The sequence below is a fragment of the Lentzea sp. HUAS TT2 genome (genome assembly GCF_051853195.1).
Lineage (GTDB): Bacteria > Actinomycetota > Actinomycetes > Mycobacteriales > Pseudonocardiaceae > Lentzea.
This window is the reverse complement of sequence record NZ_CP196667.1, coordinates 6,380,208-6,400,527: the sequence shown is the minus strand read 5'-3', so window position 1 is coordinate 6,400,527 and position 20,320 is coordinate 6,380,208. Positions and strand designations below refer to the sequence as shown.

Sequence of the window (20,320 nt, the reverse complement as noted above, 5' to 3'; positions counted from 1 at the left end):
GTGGGCGGCCACCGGCCCCGTTGCCTCGGGATTGGTCACAGATCGCGGCGATCCAGGTGCTCGTGCAGCAGCCGATCAAGCTCCCCGCGCACGTCCAGCCCGCGGGTGAGCCTCAGCATCGCCCGCGCCAGCATGGACGCCTGCTCCCCCACCACGAGCCCGATCTGGGGCACCCGCTGGGGATCCGCGATGCGCACCACCCGCATCCCCTCCGGCGTGCCGAACATCTGCAGCCACGCGTGGGCGATCACGCTCGACCACTTCCGCGTGGCCACGTGTGCCCACAACGTCGCCACGGTGTCGGCCTCGATCACCGGCACCGGCTGCACCCCGGCGTCGGCGAAGACCGAGTCGAGGATCCGCCGGTTGCGCATCTTGGTGGTCAGCAGGCACAACGGCAGCGCGGCGACATCGGCCCACCGCGCCACCGGACGCGAGGCGATCTCCTCCTCGGCGGGCGTCAGAAGCACATAGCGCTCCTCGTACAACGGCATCGCACGCACCGAACTGTCCACATAGGTCATCGCGATGTCGAGCTCGAACTCCTCCAGCCCGCGCGTGATCTCCACCGACGACAACGACTCCAGCGTCACGCGCACGTGCGGGTAGCGCTCGCAGAACGGTGCCGTCAGCAGAGGTGCGACCGGGAGCGCTGTCGGGATGGCCCCGATCCGGAGCACCCCCGACAGCGACTCCCTCATGCGGGACAGGTCCTGTCGCAGCGCGTCGCGGTCGGCGAGCATGCGGTGCGCCCACAGCAGGACCCGTTCCCCCTCCGGCGTCAGCGACTCGAACCGGCGGCCGCGGGACACGATCGGCACCCCGAGCTCGCGTTCGAGCTTGCTGATCGCCGCCGACAGCGACGGCTGGGACACGTGGCAGGCCTCCGCGGCGCGCGCGAAGTGGCGTTCACGGGCCAGGGCGACCAGGTACTCCAGCTGTCGCAGCAGCAACTCAGGACACCAGCGACGTGCGCGAGAGCAGGTCGATCGCCGCGTAGACGTGCCGCAGCGTCGGTGCCGGCACGCGGGTGAGCTCGGCGATCTCCACCACCGCGGCGATGATCGCGTCGATCTCCAGCCTCTTGCCCGCCTCCAGGTCCTGCAGCATCGACGTCTTGTGGTGCCCGACGCGGCGGGCGCCGTCGATGCGCTTGTCGATGGAGATCTGCGGGTCGCAGCCCGCCGCGCGCGCGATGGTCAGGGTCTCCGCCATCATCTGCGCCACGAGGTCGCGGCTGTCCGAGTGGTCGCAGATCTCCACCATCGTCGCGCGGGTCAGCGCGCTGAGCGGGTTGAACGCCACGTTGCCCATGAGCTTGATCCAGATGTCCTCGCGGACGTCCTTCTCCACCGGGCACTTCAGCCCGCCGGCGATCATCGCCTCGCTCAGCGCGACACAACGCGCAGAGATGCTGCGATCCGGCTCGCCGATCGAGAACCGCGTGCCCTCCAGATGCCGGATCACGCCCGGTGCCTCGATCTCGGTCGAGCAGTAGACGACGCAGCCGATCGCCCGTTCCATGGGCAGCAGGGCGGTGACCGACCCGCCAGGGTCCACGGCCTCGATCCGTTGTCCCTCAAGAGGATGCCCGGTCATGCCGTGGAAGTACCACCACGGGATCCCGTTCTGCGCCGCGATCACGGCGGTGTCCGGGCCCATCAGCGGTGCCAGCAGATCGCCTGACGACGCGTACGAGTACGCCTTCAGACCGAGGAAAACGTAGTCGACCTCTCCCACCTCAGCGGGATCCGAGGTCGCATGTGGACGCGCGGTGAAATCACCACGCGGGCTCAGCACCCGTACGCCGTGCTCACGCATTGCGGCGAGATGGGCTCCACGCGCGATCAGGTGGACTTCCACGCCCGCACGATGCAAAGCCGCACCGACGTAGGCACCGATCGCTCCAGCTCCGAGAACAGCGATCTTCATAGCACGCCCCGCTCTGCCACTCTCCGGAAAGAGATTGCATACAGTATACGGACAACACGCCGACATCTCCAGAAGTGCTTTTTGCATACGAAAAGCTGTATTCTGTCCGGCATGACCTCTTTGCCCAGTGGCCGCCGGGCACCCCGCGGCTCACTCAGTGCCGCCGCGACCCGCCGGGTCGAACGTCCCGCACCGCTGCGACAGGCCGTCTACGACGCTCTGCTCGAGCTCATCGTCAACCGCACCCTCGCCCCCGGCCAGCACCTGGTCGAGGCCGAGCTGGCCGAGTACCTGGGCGTGAGCAGGCAGCCGGTGCGCGAGGCCCTGCAACGACTGCAGACCGACGGCTGGGTCGACCTGCGGCCGGCCCAGGGCGCCTTCGTGCACACCCCGACCGAGGAGGAGGCCGACCAGCTGCTCGCCGTGCGCAGCGTGCTGGAGACCTACTCCGCCAAGCTCGCCGCCGAACACGCGACGGCGGCCGACGTGAAGCTTCTCAAGAAGCTGCAGAAGGCCGGCGAGGAGGCCCTCGTCACCGCGAACGTCGAGCGCCTGGTCAAGGCGAACGCCGACCTGCACGCGGCCGTCGCGGCGATCGGCCGCAACAAGGTCCTCTCCGAGATGATCGGGCTGGTCGACCGCAGGGTGCGCTGGTACTACACCCCGATCGCCCGCCCGCGCAGCCGCGACTCCTGGAACGAGCACGCCGAGCTGGTCGCGGCCATCGCCGAGGGCGACGCGGAGCGGGCCGGCGAGGTCATGCACAACCACGCCGAGCAGACCCGCCAGACCTATCACGACCGCAAGACGCCCGAAAGCTCGACGGACAGCGACTGAACCATCACTCTCAGATCACCCAATTCGGTCATTTGGTACCGTACGGGTGATCCGCGACACGATGGCGGCGGATTGCATACAAAACGCAGTATGCTGAATCGCGACAGGGACGGGGTCAACGGAGACCCGCGAGAGGTTTCCCACCGGGTACCCAGGCGATGGGTGACCAGTGGACAAGACCCCGGCCGCGGCCCTGTTCCTCCCGTGCCACAGCGCCTGTCCGGCTTCTGCGCGCCTCGGGAGCCACCATCGACAGGAGGAAGACCATGTCCCGCTTCAAGAACTTCGCGCGTTCCCTCACCGAGCCGCGTGGCGGTGCCTCCGCCGACGGCCGCGCGCTGGGCCTCGGACTGTCCACCGCGCTGAAGGAACAGCGCAAGGACGCCGAGGCCCAGGCGGCCGTGGCCAAGACTCTCCGCAAGGACAGCGAAGGCCACACGATTCACGGCTGAGAGTCCTTCACAGGAGCGTCATCGCTGTTTCGCGCACTCTCGGCGTCCTCCACGGCGGAGCGGGCAGCCCGGCGTGAGGTGTGCAGGCTCCACACCGTCGTGACGGCCAGCGTCGCCACGATGACCCCGAGAGACACCACGATCGGGATCTCCGGAGCCCACGAGACACCGTGGTGGTGCATCGCCTCGAAGATGAGCTTGAACCCGATGAACGCGAGCACCACCGCGAGGCCCTTGCTCAGGTGCACCAGGCGGTCCAGGAGACCACCCACCAGGAAGAAGAGCTGGCGCAGGCCCATCAACGCGAACGCGTTGGCGGTCAGCACCAGGTACGGCTCCTTGGTGAGCCCGAAGATCGCCGGGATCGAGTCCACCGCGAACAGCAGGTCGGTGGTGCCCACGGCGACCATGACGACCAGCATCGGCGTCACGACGCGCTTGCCGTCGACGCGCGTCGTCAGCGCGGCGCCGTGGTAGACCGTGGTCGCCGGCAGGAACCGCTTCACCGCGCGCAGAGCGGCGTTCTCCGGGACGTCGGCCTCCTCGGTCTCGTGCTGCTTCAGCAGCTTCCACGCCGTGAAGATCAGGAAGGCGCCGAAGAAGTAGAACAGCCAGTCGAACCGCGCGATCGCCTGTGCTCCCAGGGCGATGAACACGGCCCGCAGCAACAGGGCCAGGATGATGCCGACGACGAGCACCTTCTGCCGGTACTCCCGCGGCACGGCGAACCTGGCCATGATGATCACGAACACGAACAGGTTGTCGACGCTCAGCGAGTACTCGGTGATCCAGCCGGCGAAGAACTCACCGCCGTGGCCGGGCCCGGCGAACACCGTGACGCCGAGTCCGAAGAGGACGGCCAGGGCAACGTAGAAGATCACCCAGTACAACGACTCGCGGAACGACGGTTCGTGCGGCTTGCGCACCACCAGGTAGAAGTCGAACGCGATGATGGCGGTGATACCGCCCATCGTCGCGATCCACACCCAGACGGGAAGATCCAACATCCTTGGGCTCCTTCGGCGGAAGGGAAGGTCAGCGGGAGGCGTTGGCGCGCAGGCGCATCGAGATGCGTTCGTGCAGCCACAGGAAACCGATGGCCCAGCCGAAACTCACGATCCCCTGGTAGGCGAGGAAACCGGTCAGGTCCGAGGGCAGCCGGACCTGACCGGTGAGCACGAGGCTCACGGTGACCTCGTGCACCAGCCGTGCCGCGGGGAACGCGATCAGCCAGTACAGGGCCACCGGGGCGAACCGTCCGGCCGGGAGCCGGCCCGCCGCCACCAGCAGACCGAAACCGCCGCCGAACGCGCCCAGCGGCAGGCCGAGCGCGACCGTCGTGACGAGTGCCCACCCGAGCGGCTGGCCGACGAGCGCGGCCAGCCCTCCCGCGATGAGCCCGGCGGCGAGACCGACGAACGCGCCGGGAACCGCTTCTTTGAGATTGCCTTCGCGGATCTGCATGTCAGCCCACCACTACTCCGAACTTGATGAGACTGAAGAACAGCATGCCCAGGTAGAACACCGCTCCGAAGCCGATGATGATGTTCGTGACCAGCTTGGGGCGGATGGGTTTCGGCAGCATCCGGTTGTTCACCAGCAGGAGCACGACGCAGTAGGCGCCCATGGCGAACGTGGACAGGAACGCGAGCACGTCGAGGATGGCTCCCGGTCCGTCGGCCGGTCCGAACAGCAGGATCAGGATGCCGAAGGTGATGACACCCCAGAGGAACCCCGCGTAGAGGTGCGACATGCGGAACTTCTTGGCGCCCTTCACGAAGTGGTACGTCATGTCCGCCTGGCCGCGCGAGAACGAGTCGAACAGACCCAGCGTGGCGTTCAGGCCGATCAACGCGATGAACCCGAGGAACACCGCGCCGAGCACCGGTCCGCCCGCCGACGCGAAGGCGTCCGACATGGCGTTCAGGGCGGCCTCGCGCTCACCGGACTCGATGAGTGCCTTCACGTCCGGGCTGGTCCGTGAAGCCGACTGCGCGAGGACCGTGAAGGAGACCGTGACGAGCATCGTGATGCCCCAGAAGAGGAGCAGCGCGTCGAACGTGACCCAGCGCCGCCAGCCCTTCCACTTCGCGAGCTCCGCCTTGTCCTCGGTGTCGAACATGAAGCCGCGCGACGGCATCTTCTCCTCTTCGCCCGCGTGCCGCAGCCCGCGGACCTTCGGGATGTGCGCGCCCATGCCGGCACCGCTGTCGCGCAGGTGCAGCGTGTACCACATCTGCTGCATGCCGGACGGGCCGGCGAACGCGATCGAGCCGACGATGATCGGGAACCACTCCGGCGACATGGCCTGTGCCGGGAAGTACCCGAACTGGAACATGCCGGCCACCGTGCTCGTCAGGTCGCCCCACGTGCCGACCATCGCCGCGACGACGGCCGTGCTGACGACGAGCAGTCCGATGAGGATGGACAGCAGGTTCTCGAGCAGGTTGTAGATGACCTTGGCGAGGCTGAACAGCACCCCGACCAGGATCAGTCCGACACACGCCGACACCGTCCAGGGTATGCCGGTGATCTTCTCCAGGGCCGCCGCTCCCGCGGAGAGATGGCCCGGCCAGACGTAGACGAGTATCGCGACCACGAAGAAGAACCACATGATCGGTTTGAACACGCGTGCGGCGCCGAAGAAGATGCTCTCCCCCGTCGCCATCGCGTAACGCGCCATCTCGAGCATGACGACGGCCTGCAGCGTCACGCCGATCAGGAAGAGCCACCTGATGTCCGGCCCGAAGACCAGCACCAGTCGTGGCCACATGTAGGACTCGCCCATGCCCACGCCGAGGGCCACCAGGAACACCGTGGGACCGAGCAGGTGGATCGACGGTGGTGCGTCGGGGAGTTTCCTGATGGGCATCGCTTCCAGCCTGCCCGCGGCCCAGACGCGCTCCCGAGAGGATTCAACACTGTCAGGTGGCGTGCTGGTTTCCGTGCGAGCTGCCAGATTTGGATCATCCACGGTTAACAACCTCCAGAGGACCGGCTGTCTTCGTTGACCTCCCTGGCGGGTTCGCGACCGTGGGCGTGTTCACGGTCGCGGACGGGCCATCGCTCCTTGCATGCCGCAAGCGGTTTCCGTCACGACAGCAACGGAAACCGCCAACGACCTAACTACAGCAAGCCGGCAGCACGGGCCCACCGGTACTTGGCACCCAGTACTGCGACAGGCTTCTCCGTCGTGTACGGATACGCAACCACTCCGTTGCGGTACAGGTACTCGCTCGCTTCCTCGACCTCGACGTCACCCGCGAGCGAGGCGACGACGGGCTTGTGGATCCCGTTCGCCCGGTACTCCTCCACGACGTCGACCACGAGCTTCGCGAACACCATCGGTGGCGTGACGATGGTGTGCCAGTAGCCCAGGATCAACGAGTGGATGCGGTCGTCGGCGAGACCGAGCGCGATGGTGTTCCGGTACGTCGAAGGGGGTTCGCCGCCGGTGATGTCGACGGGGTTGCCGGCGGCGCCGAACGGCGGGATGAACTTCCGGAACGCCGCGTCCAGGTCGTCCGGGATGCTCATGAGGCTGAGACCGTTGTCCACACAGGCGTCCGAGAGCAGCACGCCCGAGCCGCCCGCACCGGTGATGATGACGACGTTCTCGCCCTTCGGCGTGGCCAGCAGCGGGATTCCGCGCGCGTACTCCAGCAGGTCGTTCAGGCCGGGTGCGCGGATCACGCCGCTCTGCCTGAGGATGTCGTCGTAGACCCGGTCGTTGCCGGCCAGTGCGCCGGTGTGCGAACTCGCGGCCTTGGCACCCTGGTCGGTCCGTCCGGCTTTGAGTACCACGACCGGTTTCTTTTCCGAGACGCGTTTCGCCGTTTCCGCGAAGGACCGGCCGTCCTTGAGGTCCTCCAGGTGCATCGCGACGAGCTGGGTGTTCGGGTCGGACTCGAAGAACGTCAGCAGGTCGTCCTCGTCGATGTCGGCCTTGTTGCCCACACCGACGATCGACGAGACGCCCATGCCCGCAGAACGGCTGAATCCGAGGATCGCCATACCGATTCCGCCACTTTGCGACGTGAGGGCGACGCCGCCCTTGACGTCGTACGGCGTGCAGAACGTCGCTGAGAGGTTCTCCGGCGTGTAGTAGTAGCCGTAGATGTTCGGGCCGAGGATGCGGACGCCGTGCTTGCGCGCGATCGTCACGATCTCGTCCTGCAGCTCGATGTTGCCCGTCTCGCCGAAGCCGGACGGGATCATGATCGCGCCGCCGACGCCCTTCTTGCCGACCTCTTCCAAAGCCGCCGGCACGAACTTGGCAGGGATGGCGAACACCGCGACGTCGATGTCCCCTGGGACGTCGGCGATGCCGGCGAACGCCTTGCGGTCGAGGATCTCGTCGGCCTTGGGGTTGATCGGGTAGATCTCACCCTGGTAGCCGCCGTTGACGAGGTTCTTCATCACCGAGTTGCCGATCTTGCCCTCTTCGTTCGAGGCGCCGATCACGGCGACAGCGTTCGGCCTCATGATCCGGTTCATCGAGGCGAGGATCTCGTCCTGCGTGAACCGGTGCGGTTGTCTGGCCGCGTCCTCGTCGACCAGGATCCGCACGTCGACCGCGGTGGCACCGGAAGGCGTTGCCAGCACGGGGTTCAGGTCGACCTCCGCGAGCTGCGGGAAGTCCGTGACCAGGTCCGAGACGCGGTGGATCAGGTCGGCGAGCTTGTCCGCGTCGACACCCTCCGCGCCGCGGACACCGCGGAGGATCTCCGCCGCCGCGATGCCGTTGACCATGGAGAGCGCTTCGGTCCTGCTCGTGGGCGCCAGCCGGAACGTGACGTCCTTGAGCACCTCGACCAGGATGCCGCCGAGGCCGAACGCGACGATCTTGCCGAAGGTCTCGTCGGTGGTGGCGCCCACGATGACCTCGTGGACCTCTTTCCCGGACTGCAGCTGCTGCTGGACCTGGACACCGGTGATGTCGGCGTCGGCCTTGTAGTTCTTGGCGTTGTGGATGATCGTGCGGTAGCCCTCGGCGACCTCGGCCGCGTTCTTCAGGCCCACCAGCACGCCGCCGGCCTCGGTCTTGTGCAGGACGTCCGGCGAGACGATCTTGAGCACGACCGGGTAGCCGATCTCCTCGGCGAACGCGACGGCGCCCTCCGACGACTTCGCCAGCGCCTCGGCCGGGGTCGCGATCCCGTAGGCGTCGCAGACCCGCTTGCCCTCCGGTGCGGTGAGCGACGAGCGTCCCTCCGCCCGCACCTTCGCGAGTACCTTCTCGACCGCGGCGCGGTCGTAGCCGTTGTCCGGCATGGATTTCTTCTCCCCTGAGGATTAGATGACGCCGGCGGCGCGCAGACCGGCCAGGCGGTCCGCGCTGTAGCCGAGTGCTCCGAGGACCTCGTCGTTGTGCTCACCGAGCAGCGGCGGCCGCTGGACCTCGACGGTGCTGTCGGAGAGCTTGAGCGGGTTGCCGACCGTCTTGAACGAGCCGCGTTCGGGGTGCTCGACCTCGACCACGGTGCCGAGCTCTGCCAGCGTCTCGTCCTCGATGATCTCCTTGGTGGACAGGATGGGTCCGCACGGGATGTTGTGGGCGTTGAGCTTGTCCATCACCTCCCACTTGGTGTGCTTCTCCGTCCACTCCTCAATCAGCGCGAACGCCTTGTCCAGCTTGGAGAGCCGGACTTCCGGCGTGTTCCAGGCCGGGTCCTCGGCGAGCTCCGGCCTGCCGATCAGCTCGGTCAGCGGGGCCCAGCCGACGGGCTGGATGATCACGTAGATGTAGTCGTTGGGGCCGCCGGGGGCACAGCGCACCGCCCAGCCGGGCTGGCCACCACCGGATGCGTTGCCGGAGCGGGGCACCTCGTCCCCGAACTGCTCGTTCGGGTACTCCCCCAGCGGCCCGTGGGTGAGCCGCTGCTGGTCGCGCAGCTTCACCCGGCACAGGTTCAGGACGGCGTCCTGCATCGCGACCTGGACGCGCTGGCCGCGCCCGGTGTTGGTCCGTTGGTACAGCGCGGCCAGGATCGCGGCCACCAGGTGGATGCCGGTGCCCGAGTCGCCGATCTGCGCGCCGGTGGCGAGCGGTGGCCCCTCCTCGAAGCCGGTGGTGCTCATCGAGCCGCCCATCGCCTGCGCGATCACCTCGTACGCCTTGAAGTCGGCGTAGCGGCCGGGCCCGAAGCCCTTGATCGACGCGTAGATGAGCCTGTCGTTGAGCGCCTGCAGCTTCTCCCACGGGTAGCCGAACCGCTCGACGACGCCGGGGCCGAAGTTCTCGACGAGGACGTCGACGTCGGCGATGAGCTTCTCGAAGACCTCTTTGCCTTCAGGGGCCTTCATGTTGAGGGTGATGCTCCGCTTGTTGCAGTTGAGCATCGTGAAGTAGAGACTGTCCACTTCGGGCAGATCCCGCAGCTGACCGCGGGTGATGTCGCCCTTGCCGGGGGTCTCCAGCTTGATGACGTCCGCGCCCAGCCAGGCGAGCAGCTGGGTCGACGACGGTCCGGACTGCACGTGCGTCATGTCGAGGACTTTGACGCCCTCCAAGGCCTTGGCCATGTCAGCTCACCTACTTGTACATCGTCTGGTTCATGGTTCCGGGCGCGTACACGTCGGGGTCGATCCACACGTTGATCAGCGAGGGCTTGCCGGACTCGCGGGCGCGCTGCAACGCGGGCCCGATGTCCTTGGGGTCGCGCACTTCCTCGCCGTAGCCGCCGAGCATCTTGGCGAACTGGTCGTAGCGCACGTCGCCGAGCGTGTTGCCGACGCGCTCGCGCTCCAGCCCGTACTTGGCCGCCTGGCCGTAGCGGATCTGGTTCATCGACGAGTTGTTGCCGACGATGCCGACGAACGGCAGGTCGTAGCGGACCAGCGTCTCGAAGTCCCAGCCGGTGAGGCTGAACGCGCCGTCGCCGAACAGGGCCACGACCTCCTTGTCCGGCCTGGCCAGTTTCGCGGCCAGCACGAACGGGATGCCGACGCCGAGCGTCCCCAGTGGACCGGGGTCCATCCAGTGGCCAGGCGACTTGGGCTGCACGACCTGGCCGGAGAACGTGACGACGTCGCCGCCGTCGCCGATGTAGATGGAGTCCTCGGTGAGGAAGTCGTTGATCTCGCTCACCAGCCGGTACGGGTGGATCGGCATGTCCTCGGAGAGCAGGTGCTCCGAGCGCTTCTGCCGGGCCTTCTCCTCGACCGCCTGCAGTTCCTCCAGCCACACCTTGCGGCCCATCGCGCCGTTGTCCTCGCGGCCCGACGCGGCCGCCGTGACGCTGGACAGGACCAGGTCGGCGTCACCGACGATGCCGAGGTCGACGTCGCGGTTCTTGCCGACCGTGCGGTAGTCGAGGTCGATCTGGACGACCGTCGCGTTCGCGGAAAGCCTTCGGCCGTAGCCCATCCGGAAGTCGAACGGGGTGCCGACGATCACGATGACGTCGGCGTTGTCGAAGGCGTAGCGGCGCGACAGCTGGAAGTGGTGCGGGTCGCCGGGCGGGAGGGTGCCGCGACCAGCGCCGTTCATGTAGGCGGGGATGTTGAGGGTGCGGACGAGGTCGATCGCGGAGTCCGTGGCGCGCGTCGTCCACACCTGGCTGCCCAGCAGGATCGCGGGTTTCCTGGCGTGCACCAGCAGGTCCGCGAGCTTCTCGATGTCCGCCGGGTCACCGACGCTGCGCGTGGACGCGCGGTAGTGGCCCGCTTCCGGTACTCGTGCCGTGCTCACCGGCACCTTGGCGTCCAGGACGTCGCGCGGGATCTCCAGGAACGACGGGCCCGGCGCGCCGGCGTTGGCCTCGCGGAACGCCATCGACACCATGTCCGCGATGCGGGCGGTGTGCGGGACGTTCGCCGCGAACTTCGTGATCGGCGTCATCATGTCCACGTGCGGGAGGTCCTGCAGTGAGCCCATCTTGTGCTGGCTCAACGCACCCTGGCCGCCGATCAGCAGCATCGGGCTCTCCGCGCGGAACGCGTTGGCGACGCCCGTGACGGCGTCGGTCGTGCCTGGCCCCGCCGTGACGACGGCGCAACCGGGCTTGCCGGTGATGCGGGCGTACCCGTCGGCCGCGTGCGCCGCGACCTGTTCGTGCCGGACGTCGATGACGGCGATTCCCTCGTCCACGCAGCCGTCGTAGATGTCGATGATGTGCCCGCCGCACAGCGTGAAGATGGTGTCGACGCCCTCGGCTTTGAGCGCCTTGGCCACCAGGTGGCCTCCAGAAATCGACTCCGGCTCCGCGGAACTCGTCATCGGCGATCAGCTCCCCTTTGGCGCTTCGACTGTAGATTGCATACCGTATGAGGTAGGCATATCGTTACTCCGCTACCAACCGGATGTCCATAGATGGCCGCAAGTTTTCGGCGAGAGGACGTAGACGGTGGATCTTTTCGAACACGAGGCGCGGGACCTCTTCGAGCGGTACGGGGTGCCCGTTCCGCGTGGTCTCGTGGCGGACACTCCTGACTCCGCGCGCGAGGCCGCCTCCCGGCTCGGCGGCACTGTCGTCGTGAAGGCTCAGGTGAAGACCGGCGGGCGCGGCAAGGCCGGCGGCATCAAAGTCGCTTCGACACCGGACGAAGCAGCGGCAGCGGCCACCGCCGTCCTGGGGATGGACATCAAGGGCCACACCGTGCACAAGGTCCTGGTCACCGAGGCGAGCGAGATCGCCGAGGAGTACTACCTGTCGTTTCTTCTTGATCGTGCCAACAGGACGTTCATCGGCATGGCCTCGGCCACCGGGGGCATGGAGATCGAGGAGATGGCCGACTCCATCACTCGAATGCCAGCTTCGACCTTCGACGCATCTGCGGTGTTCCCACCGGAGATCGCCGAGGAGGTGAACGCCGTCGCTTCCGCCCTGTGGAAGGTGTTCGTGTCCGAGGACGCGACGCTGGTCGAGGTGAATCCGTTGGCACGCACCAAGGACGGCCGGATCGTCGCCCTGGACGGCAAAGTGACGCTGGACGACAACGCGGCGTTCCGGCACTCTCGACCCGAGGACAGCGCCGTGGGCGACCCGCTGGAGGTGCGGGCCGCCGAGAAGGGGCTGAACTACGTCAAGCTCGACGGCAGCGTCGGTGTGATCGGCAACGGCGCGGGGCTCGTCATGTCCACTTTGGACGTCGTGGCGCTGGCCGGTGCCGCGCCCGCGAACTTCCTCGACATCGGCGGCGGCGCCTCGGCCCAGGTGATGGCCGACGGTCTCGACGTCATCCTCTCGGACCCGGCGGTCCGCAGCGTGTTCGTGAACGTGTTCGGCGGCATCACCGCGTGCGACGCGGTGGCCAACGGGATCGTGCAGGCCCTCGGCATCCTGGGCGACAAGGCCGACAAGCCGCTGGTCGTGCGGCTCGACGGCAACAACGCCGACGCGGGCCACCGCATCCTCGACGAGGCACGACACCCGCTGATCACCGTGGCGCACACGATGGACGACGCGGCGGGCCGTGCCGCCGCACTCGCCGGCAAGGAGTCCTGATGGCGATCTTCCTCGACGAGCACAGCCGCGTGATCGTGCAGGGCATGACGGGGGCGGAGGGTGCCAAGCACACCCGCCGCATGCTCGCGGCCGGCACGCGGGTCGTGGGCGGTGTGAACGCGCGCAAGGCTGGCACGTCCGTCGCGTTCGACGACGTGACGCTGCCGGTGTACGGCACGGTCGCCCAGGCTATGTCGGAGACCGGCGCGAACGTGTCGGTGCTCTTCGTCCCGCCCGCCAACACCTGCGACGCGGTGATCGAGGCGATCGACGCGGAGATCGGCCTGGCCGTGGTGATCACGGAAGGCGTCCCGGTCCACGACACGGCACGCTTCTGGGCTCATGCCCAGGGCAGGTCGACGCGGATCATCGGCCCGAACTGTCCCGGCATCATCAGTCCCGGCAAGTCCAACGCGGGCATCATCCCCGCGGACAGCACCAAGCCGGGGTCGATCGGCCTCGTGTCGAAGTCGGGAACGCTGACTTACCAGCTGATGCACGAGCTGAAGGACTTCGGCTTCACCACGTGCGTCGGCATCGGCGGCGACCCGATCGTCGGCACCACGCACATCGACGCCATCGCGGCGTTCGAGGCGGACCCGGAGACCGAGCTGATCGTGATGATCGGCGAGATCGGCGGTGACGCGGAGGAACGGGCGGCGGAGTTCGTGCGGGACAACGTGACCAAGCCCGTGGTCGGCTACGTCGCCGGCTTCACCGCGCCCGAGGGCAAGACGATGGGCCACGCGGGCGCCATCGTCTCGGGGTCCTCGGGCACGGCGGAGGCCAAGAAGCTGGCCATGGAGGCGGTCGGGATCAAGGTCGGCAAGACGCCGTCCGAGACCGCGGCGCTGGCCAGGGCGATCCTGACCAGCTAACCCGAGCAGATCGCCCGGTCGGCCACGTCGACGGCCGAGGGCTTGCCTGAGCCCTGCCAGTTCGTGTTGGTCACGACCGACGCGAACCGGCCGTCGTCGGTGGTCAGGGTGAACGAGTAGTGCCCTGTGGTCAGGGCACCGTTGTGACCCCACGCGACCACGCCGCACGACAGCGGCACCTTCACCAGGGCCAGGCCGTAGACGTCTGCCGGGCCGAACGTGCGCTTCATCTCCGCCAGCGCCGCGGGTGAGACGAGCCTCCCGCCGACCACCGCGCGGTAGAACCGCTGGAGATCGTCCAAAGTGGACTCCACAGCACCGGCGGTGCTCCAGAACGACAGCTCGACGGTGGTGGTCGCCTCGGTCCAGAAGAAGAGCCGGCCGAGGCGGCCACCCAGGTAGCCGTTCAGGAAGGGCGTCCTCAGCGCACGGTCACCGGGTGCCGGGAAGCGCGTCCCGGTCAGGCCGAGCGGGCTGATGATCCGCTCGGTGATCGCGTCGCCGGCCTGCCTGCCGGTGAGGCGTTCGATCAGCAGGCCCAGCACCAGGTAGCCGACGTTCGAGTAGTTCTGAGCGGCACCGGGGGCGTTCTGGGCGGGCTCGTCCATCGCCGAGCGGACGAGCTCGGCCAGCGCGTACACACCGCCCTGGCCTGCCTTCGCGTCACGGACGTCACGGACGAGACCGCTGGTGTGCTGCAGCAGCTGGCGGACGGTGATCACATCACCGTCGTAGTTGCCGGTGACCACGCCGGGCAGGTACCGGGAGATCGGGGCGTCCAGCTCGGCGCGGCCCTCGTCGACGAGCTGCAGCACGACCACGGCGGTGAACGTCTTGGTCTGACTGCCGATCCGGAAGTGGTCGGCGGCGGTGATCGGGCGCTGCTCGTGGAGCTTCCCGGTGCCGGTCGACCGCGTACCGGACCCCGTGTGCACGGCGGCACCCGGTCCCGCCTGCGCCAGGTACTGGTCGAGCACGGTCTGCACGGCGTCGTCGGCCTTCGCCGGCGTGACGCCGAGGAGCAGCAGCGAGCAGACGAGCACGGCGAGGCGCTTCACGCGGTCGCCTCCTTGACGGTCGGGAGCTCGGCCGAGCCCGATGCCTTGTCCCCGATCACCGACATCGCCTGCTTCACGATCTTCAGCACCGCCTGCGCACCCTCGACCAGCTTGACCAGGTTCTCGCCGCTGGCCAGCAGCTCACCGAGCCTGGCGGCGATCTGCGCACCGCACTCCACGGCGATCTGCACGCACTGCGGGATGGCCACGGCGATGCTCTGCCCGAACGTCGCGGCCGCCGCGGCGATCGCCTGGGTCATGATCGGCACGATCTTGCCGACCGCCTCGGTGATCAGCCGCGTCACCTCGGCGACGACCTGTGCGACGACCTCGCCCGCCTTGATCAGCGCGGTGGCGTTGGTCAGCGCGGTCTCGGCGACGGACAGCACGCCGTCGACGAGCTCCTTGCCGGTCTTGGCGTACTCGGCGGCGCTGTCGCCGGTCCAGCCGTCGGTCTCGCTGCCCGCTTTCGCGCCGTACTCGTCCGCCAGGGTGGTCGCGGCCTTGCCGGCGTTCTGGAACTCACCCGCGCCCTGCTGGACGCCGTCCGGGTTGCCGCGCAACTGGTTCAGCGGCTCGTCCAGGAACGAGATCATCGGCGTGAGGAAGCCGACGCCCGCGCTGTCCAGTGCCTGCAACGGTTTCCCGTTCGAGCCCAGCTCGCTCATCGGGGCCTTGGGCGTGGCGGCCAGGCCGGACGACAGCCACTCGTCGCCCGCGATGGCGTTGGTGGTGGTGCGGAGCTCGTTCAGCAGCGCGGCGATCGTGCCCGCGTCCGTGGTGGTGGCGGTCATCGGCCCGCCCCCGTGATGTCCTCGGCGTTGCGCTCGTCGGTGCGCTGGTAGTTCTCTGCGGTCCGGCGCATGCCCTCGCCGACTTTGTCCATTGTGGACGCGACGTGGGCGAAGGCGCCCATCGTCTCCCCCATCGGGCCGCTCAGTCCGGTGGTGAGGAACTGGGCGAACGAGCCGAGCGACTCCTGGCCCAGCTGGTCGGGCAGCCGGGTGCCGGTCTCCGACAGCCGGTCGGCGTACCCGGTCAGCGTCCTGGCGTGGCGGCGCAACTGTTCGTGGTCGGCGGTGAAGCTCATCTCACGGCCTCCGGCAGGTGCCTGGTGATCTGGTGCAGCGCGTCGCTTTCGCCCAGGTAGTCCGCCATGACCTCGGTCATCCGCGTGCTCGCCAGGCGTTGTGCCTCCCGCGCGGTGCTGACGATCAGCATCGCGAGCGTGTCGACGTCGAGCCTGCGGGCCGCCGGCGTCAGCGCGACGTCGCCGAGCACGCCGCCCGCGTTCACCGTCACGGTGACCTCACCGCGTGGCGAGGTAGCGCTCGCCCCGACCTCGGCCAGGCTCGCGCTCGCCGACCGCGCGCTGTACGCGACGCGCTCCAGGCGTTCCTGGTAGTCCGCCAGCCACTGTGCTGGATCCACTTCTCCCCCTCTTCTAGGCTCGCGCGACCGCGGCGAGCTCACCGATCACGCGGACCAGGTCGTGGTGCCGCATCGGGTTGACGCTCACCCAGCCGTCATCACCGACGTCGACCCGCACCCGTCCGCCCGCACTGTCCAACCAGGACACTTCCTGCCGCCGGCCTCCCCTGATCACGCCCGCCTGCCCCTGCCCGGTGACCTCCAGGTCGAGCCCGGCACCGGGCGGCAGCGTGATGGGCATGAGCTGCGCGGCCCTGGCCTCCGGGACCAGCGCCACGAGCTCGTCGCCGAGCGTCTCCGCCTCGACGTGCGTCACCCGGACCGTGCTGCCGGTCTGCGTGCACACCAGCGCGTCGTCGCCGTAGACCATCGCCACGGCACCCGTTCCCGGTACGACGAGGTCGACCACGGCGGTGTGCTCGTACAGCGCGGTGACCAGTTCGGCGGCCATGCCCGTGGGCCCGTGCACCGCGGCCAGTCCGCGCGCCTGCAACCCGTGGCCGGCCTCGGCGAGCAGGCTCGCGCGTTCGTCCGCTCGTTTGCCGAAGGACGGCACCCGCAGCGGGAACGGCCAGCGCACCCCGGCGTGCGTGGCGAGCAGGTCCATCTCCACGAGGTCGAAGGCGATCATCGCGCCGCCTTGCGCGCCTGTTCGGCGTCGGTCTCGGTGTATGTGGTCCTGATCTCCGCGAGCATCTGCCGGAACTCGCGCACCTCGCGTTCGGCCGCACTCACCTCACCCGCGAGCCCGGACCCGGCGTCCTTGAGCCGGCGCGACAGGTCCTGGGCGGGCGGCGCGGTGCCGAGCAACGGCTGCCGCTCGGCCAGCCTGCTCGCCGTCGCCACCAGGTCCGCGGTCAGCTCGGCCAGTCTGGTCAGCGTCTTCACCCGGTCCTGCAACTGGTCGGGCGCGACCTCGAAGCCGGTCACCGTTCCTCCCCGATCACGGCGGGCGACACGCGCTCGGTCACCGCGAACAGGTCGTGGTCGAGCGTCGGCATCTGGTTCTCGTGCGGCTGGTCCTCGTCCTTGCGCGCCGCACCCGGCGGAGGCGCGCCCATCGCGTTGTTCTGGGCGGCGGTTCTCGGGTCCGCGGTGAGCGTTCCGGTGGCGGCGATCCCGCCGTGCTGGCCGAACATCACGCCGGCGCGCGTGCCGGGGGTGAGCTGCTGGCTGACCGGGGTGGTGGCGGTTCCGATCACCGGGCCTCGCGTGGTCGCCACCGGACCGCCACCGCCCCCTCCCACGAGACGTTGCCACGGCACGCCACCTGAGCTGGGGGTCTTCACCTGGGGCACGGCCGCGGCACGCGGTGTGGGCGCGGCCTGCGGGACGTTGCCTCGGGCGTCGTCGATGAGACGGCCGCTGCCGTTGAGGCTGGACTCGTAGGTCTGCATCGCGCGGACGGCCTGGGCCTTCTGCTGGTCGGCCGAGGCGGCGCCGAAGTAGAAGTAGAAACCCGATGCCGGTGGCGTTGAGGCGCTCGGCAGGGTCATCGGTGCCGGTGCGCTGGGTAGTTGAAACGGTGCTGGTGCGCTCGGCAATGCGAAGGACGCTGGCGCGGCCGGCAACTGGAATGGTGCGCTGGGCGATCCCGGCACCGTCGGCAGCCCCGCGAACGCCGGCACAGTCGTCCCGGGAGCCGGTGGCGGCGGCATCGCGGCCCTGGCGGAGGCCAGCGCGTCCGCCGAGTCCTGCGCGGCCCGCTCCCCCGCGGCGGCCAACTCGCAGATCTTCTCCACCCGCTCGGCCAGCGCCCCCAGCCGGGCCGCGGCCTCCTCCGCCGCGGCCCCCGCCCACCCGTCGAGCAACGCGGCCCGCTGCTCCCGCAGCACCTCGGCGTGCGCCACCAGGGCGGCGCGGTGGCGCGTCCACTCGTCGGCGACGGTGCTCACGTCGGCGACGTCGGCGTCCTGCCACAGCATCTTGTGCAGTTCTTCGTGGCTGTACGCCTCCCAGTTGATCGCGCTGGGCGGCGGTTCGTTGCCTGACACCCCTGAGATCCCTCCCTCGTCCCGGCACACGATCACACCGGGCCAAACGAGGGAACAGGCCAGCCGACCGGCCACATGTGGCCGGTCGCCCTGATCAGCGCAAACGCGCGAAATGCTCCTGCAGGCGCGCGTGCCGGAACTGGTAGACCGCACCGGCCCGCCGCAGCACGCCACGCCGGTAGGCGTCGTCGAGGAACGCCGGCAACCCCCACGGCAGCCGTCCGGTGAGCGGCAGCCAGACGCGCGCGAACACCACCCACTGCCCCCACGCGGTCAGGCTCAGCACGTACGCGAGCCCGCCGCCGACACCGCCGACGAGGCCGAGCGAGAGGGCCGTCGTCGGGCTCCACACCACCTCGAACCGCAACGCCGTCAACCCGCTCGCGACGACCCCGGTGGCCACCATGACGAACACCGCGAACACCGGCACCATCGCCGCCACGAGCCTGAGCACCGCGCGCCGGTTCGCCTTCAGCAACCCGCCGGGACTGCCCGCCGACCGCACGTCCAGCGGCGCCTCCATCGCGGCGACCACGGCGAACACCAACGAAGCGCCGAACCCGAACACCAGCGCGAACACGCCGACGTCGACCAGCACCCCCGCTGTCATGTCGTACCCCGGCGTGACCAGCAGGAACGCCATCGCGCGCACGAGCCCGTACGCGCCGCCGACCGCCCCGCCGAACGCGAGCCCGAGCAGACCGCGTGACCACACCCGCCGACCGGCACGACCGCGCAGCCGCAGCCGGGTCCGCACGGGTTCGAGCGGCGTCCTGCGCACCACCCACCAGTGCGCCGCCCCGAACAGCACCCCGGTGACCAGCCCGATCATCGCCGCGAACCACAGGCCCCGCATGGTCAGCCCACCCACCAGCACGGCCTCCAGCAGGAAGTCCGACACCCCCACCGCGAGCCCCACCGCAGACCCGGTCACCACCGAGGACGTGCCGAACCGCCACCACGCCACGTCGTGCGTGCCGAGCCGCGTCAGGTGATCGGCGAGATGCCCGAGCCACGGTCGCACACGATCTGCATGCGTCCCGTATACAGCCGGTACGAAGCTGCTGAGCAGGTGTCTTTCGATCTCCTCCGGCTCGTACAGGTCCAGCAACGCGGCCGGATCGTGGTCGGGGGTGTCGCTGTAGATCCGCCGCGCCAGCGCCACCATCAACGGCGTCGTCAGCACCTCGGCCAGCGGGCCGCCGCCCCGCACCTCGTCCAGCACCGGCTTCCAGACGTTGCCGCCCGGCCCGGTCTTGCGGGTGGTGCGCGGCAGGTACGCCTCGAGGTCGTCGCACGTCAGATCGGCCAGCACGACCGCGGCGGCGGACGTCAGCACGTCCGTGCCCTCGACCGCGTCGCGGTACTCGTCCACACGGCTGGTCAGCAGCAACGGCAGAGTGGTGGTGTTCAGCGCGTTGAGCGCCGGCCGGTGCAACCCGGCCGCGATCTCGTCGAACCCGTCCAGCACGGGCAACACCCGCTGCGCGTCGACCAGCGCCGCCGCCAGGGTCCCGCCGCTGGGCCCCGGAGCAGCGAGGAACGGGTGGTCGCGGGTCAGCTGGTCGGCGAGCCAGTCGCGCAGGCCGACGCGTTCGGGATGCCACGCGCCGAGGCTGAAGATCACCGGCACCGGGTCGGCCGGCTGGCGGGCACCGAGCAGGTCGAGCACGAACCGCGTGGTCAGCACCGTCTTGCCGGACCCCGCCCGGCCAAGGACGACCAGCCGTCGCGACCCGATCCGGCGATACACCTCGACGACCTGGTCCAGCCGCCCGCCCAAAGAGGCCTCACCGCCGACGTTGAGCCAGCTGTCCATCCACGCCGCGGGCGCCGCGTCCCACCGCACCGGCAACGGCACCGGGTCGTGGACCTGCCGCTGCTCCTCCTCGCGCCGCCACCGGGCCTCGACCGCGACCTTCACCGTCTCCACGGCCTCGTGCAGCGGGTCGAACCGCACAGGTTCCACCACCAGCGGTTCATCGCGCCCTGCGGCGGAGAACAACTCCGCGCGTTCGGCACCGGTGAGCTCCAGTGCGTCGGCCAACGCGCGCACGGTGCCCATGCGCGGATCGGTCCGTTCGCCGGTCTCCAGCCCACGCACCGTGCGCGTCCCCACAGCAGCACGCCCCGCGAGCGCTTCCTGGCTCAATCCCGCCCGCTGCCGCCATTGACGCAGCAGTAAGCCGAACTGGCTCGCCACAACCGCCCCCTCGTCCAGATGATCAGCAGGGTACCGAGACGGCCGCGTCTCGTGGCCGATCCCGCCCGGTTGGAGGAAGATCACGG

Annotated in this window: 20 protein-coding genes; 4 read left to right on the top strand and 16 right to left on the bottom strand. The window is 69.1% G+C overall.

All coding sequences use genetic code 11. The features are described 5' to 3' along the window. Nucleotides 1-35: 35 nt before the first annotated feature. Both ACSHWB_RS31180 and ACSHWB_RS31175 read right to left on the bottom strand, forming a co-directional pair. Complete coding sequence (locus tag ACSHWB_RS31180) at nucleotides 36-953, bottom strand: LysR family transcriptional regulator (RefSeq protein WP_439656848.1); 918 nt, start codon at nucleotides 951-953, stop codon at nucleotides 36-38. 1 nt (nucleotide 954) lies between these two features. After that, on the bottom strand, nucleotides 955-1,932 hold the full coding sequence (locus ACSHWB_RS31175) for a 2-dehydropantoate 2-reductase (protein ID WP_439656847.1): 978 nt from the start codon (nucleotides 1,930-1,932) through the stop codon (nucleotides 955-957). 111 nt (nucleotides 1,933-2,043) lie between these two features. Here ACSHWB_RS31175 and ACSHWB_RS31170 point away from each other — a divergent pair, with 111 nt between their 5' ends. Then, nucleotides 2,044-2,769 (top strand): GntR family transcriptional regulator, encoded by a 726-nt coding sequence (locus ACSHWB_RS31170; RefSeq protein WP_439656846.1) that lies wholly within the window; start codon nucleotides 2,044-2,046, stop codon nucleotides 2,767-2,769. A gap of 266 nt (nucleotides 2,770-3,035) precedes the next feature. Beyond that, entirely contained in the window at nucleotides 3,036-3,221 is a 186-nt protein-coding gene (locus ACSHWB_RS31165; RefSeq protein ID WP_439656845.1) for a hypothetical protein, read from the top strand. Here ACSHWB_RS31165 and ACSHWB_RS31160 read toward each other — a convergent pair. From ACSHWB_RS31160 to ACSHWB_RS31135, 6 genes are all read right to left on the bottom strand, one after another. Beyond that, on the bottom strand, nucleotides 3,212-4,225 hold the full coding sequence (locus tag ACSHWB_RS31160; protein ID WP_439664700.1) for a TerC family protein: 1,014 nt from the start codon (nucleotides 4,223-4,225) through the stop codon (nucleotides 3,212-3,214). The genes ACSHWB_RS31165 and ACSHWB_RS31160 overlap by 10 nt on opposite strands. Nucleotides 4,226-4,256: 31 nt before the next feature. Further along, nucleotides 4,257-4,685, bottom strand: a complete 429-nt coding sequence (locus ACSHWB_RS31155; protein ID WP_439656844.1) for a hypothetical protein — start codon at nucleotides 4,683-4,685, stop codon at nucleotides 4,257-4,259. Between the two features lies 1 nt (nucleotide 4,686). Beyond that, the gene (locus tag ACSHWB_RS31150) at nucleotides 4,687-6,093 is read right to left on the bottom strand and encodes an Nramp family divalent metal transporter (RefSeq protein WP_439656843.1); all 1,407 of its coding nucleotides are present in this window, start codon (nucleotides 6,091-6,093) and stop codon (nucleotides 4,687-4,689) included. A gap of 254 nt (nucleotides 6,094-6,347) precedes the next feature. Next, nucleotides 6,348-8,495 carry an acetate--CoA ligase family protein gene (locus tag ACSHWB_RS31145; protein ID WP_439656842.1) on the bottom strand — a complete coding sequence of 716 codons (2,148 nt, stop codon included), beginning with the start codon at nucleotides 8,493-8,495 and terminating at the stop codon, nucleotides 6,348-6,350. Between the two features lie 21 nt (nucleotides 8,496-8,516). After that, nucleotides 8,517-9,746, bottom strand: a complete 1,230-nt coding sequence (gene frc, locus ACSHWB_RS31140; protein ID WP_439656841.1) for a formyl-CoA transferase — start codon at nucleotides 9,744-9,746, stop codon at nucleotides 8,517-8,519. A gap of 10 nt (nucleotides 9,747-9,756) precedes the next feature. After that, nucleotides 9,757-11,442 (bottom strand): thiamine pyrophosphate-binding protein, encoded by a 1,686-nt coding sequence (locus tag ACSHWB_RS31135; RefSeq protein ID WP_439656840.1) that lies wholly within the window; start codon nucleotides 11,440-11,442, stop codon nucleotides 9,757-9,759. A 127-nt stretch (nucleotides 11,443-11,569) separates the two neighbouring features. On the opposite strand from ACSHWB_RS31135, the gene sucC reads away from it, so the two are divergent. Then, on the top strand, nucleotides 11,570-12,670 hold the full coding sequence (gene sucC / locus ACSHWB_RS31130) for an ADP-forming succinate--CoA ligase subunit beta (protein WP_439656839.1): 1,101 nt from the start codon (nucleotides 11,570-11,572) through the stop codon (nucleotides 12,668-12,670). Beyond that, nucleotides 12,670-13,548 (top strand): succinate--CoA ligase subunit alpha, encoded by an 879-nt coding sequence (gene sucD, locus ACSHWB_RS31125; RefSeq protein WP_439656838.1) that lies wholly within the window; start codon nucleotides 12,670-12,672, stop codon nucleotides 13,546-13,548. The genes sucC and sucD overlap by 1 nt, the downstream gene beginning before the upstream one ends. On the opposite strand, the gene ACSHWB_RS31120 is transcribed toward sucD, so the two are convergent. The 8 genes from ACSHWB_RS31120 to ACSHWB_RS31085 all read right to left on the bottom strand — a co-directional run bounded on the left by ACSHWB_RS31120 (nucleotide 13,545) and on the right by ACSHWB_RS31085 (nucleotide 20,234). Then, nucleotides 13,545-14,606 (bottom strand): serine hydrolase domain-containing protein, encoded by a 1,062-nt coding sequence (locus tag ACSHWB_RS31120; RefSeq protein ID WP_439656837.1) that lies wholly within the window; start codon nucleotides 14,604-14,606, stop codon nucleotides 13,545-13,547. The two genes, sucD and ACSHWB_RS31120, sit on opposite strands and share 4 nt — an antisense overlap. Next, a complete protein-coding gene (locus ACSHWB_RS31115) occupies nucleotides 14,603-15,400 on the bottom strand; it encodes a hypothetical protein (RefSeq protein WP_439656836.1) in 798 nt (265 codons plus the stop codon). Before ACSHWB_RS31115 ends, ACSHWB_RS31120 begins: the two co-directional genes overlap by 4 nt. Then, the gene (locus ACSHWB_RS31110) at nucleotides 15,397-15,696 is read right to left on the bottom strand and encodes a type VII secretion target (RefSeq protein WP_439656835.1); all 300 of its coding nucleotides are present in this window, start codon (nucleotides 15,694-15,696) and stop codon (nucleotides 15,397-15,399) included. The genes ACSHWB_RS31115 and ACSHWB_RS31110 overlap by 4 nt, the downstream gene beginning before the upstream one ends. After that, complete coding sequence (locus tag ACSHWB_RS31105; protein ID WP_439656834.1) at nucleotides 15,693-16,037, bottom strand: YbaB/EbfC family nucleoid-associated protein; 345 nt, start codon at nucleotides 16,035-16,037, stop codon at nucleotides 15,693-15,695. The genes ACSHWB_RS31110 and ACSHWB_RS31105 overlap by 4 nt, the downstream gene beginning before the upstream one ends. 13 nt (nucleotides 16,038-16,050) lie before the next feature. Continuing rightward, nucleotides 16,051-16,668: an ESX secretion-associated protein EspG gene (locus tag ACSHWB_RS31100; protein WP_439656833.1), complete on the bottom strand. Its 618-nt coding sequence runs from the start codon at nucleotides 16,666-16,668 to the stop codon at nucleotides 16,051-16,053. Beyond that, nucleotides 16,665-16,967, bottom strand: a complete 303-nt coding sequence (locus ACSHWB_RS31095; protein WP_439656832.1) for a hypothetical protein — start codon at nucleotides 16,965-16,967, stop codon at nucleotides 16,665-16,667. Before ACSHWB_RS31095 ends, ACSHWB_RS31100 begins: the two co-directional genes overlap by 4 nt. Beyond that, complete coding sequence (locus tag ACSHWB_RS31090; RefSeq protein WP_439656831.1) at nucleotides 16,964-18,031, bottom strand: hypothetical protein; 1,068 nt, start codon at nucleotides 18,029-18,031, stop codon at nucleotides 16,964-16,966. The genes ACSHWB_RS31095 and ACSHWB_RS31090 overlap by 4 nt, the downstream gene beginning before the upstream one ends. Before the next feature lie 94 nt (nucleotides 18,032-18,125). After that, nucleotides 18,126-20,234 (bottom strand): helix-turn-helix domain-containing protein, encoded by a 2,109-nt coding sequence (locus tag ACSHWB_RS31085; protein WP_439656830.1) that lies wholly within the window; start codon nucleotides 20,232-20,234, stop codon nucleotides 18,126-18,128. Between the last annotated feature and the right edge of the window lie 86 nt (nucleotides 20,235-20,320).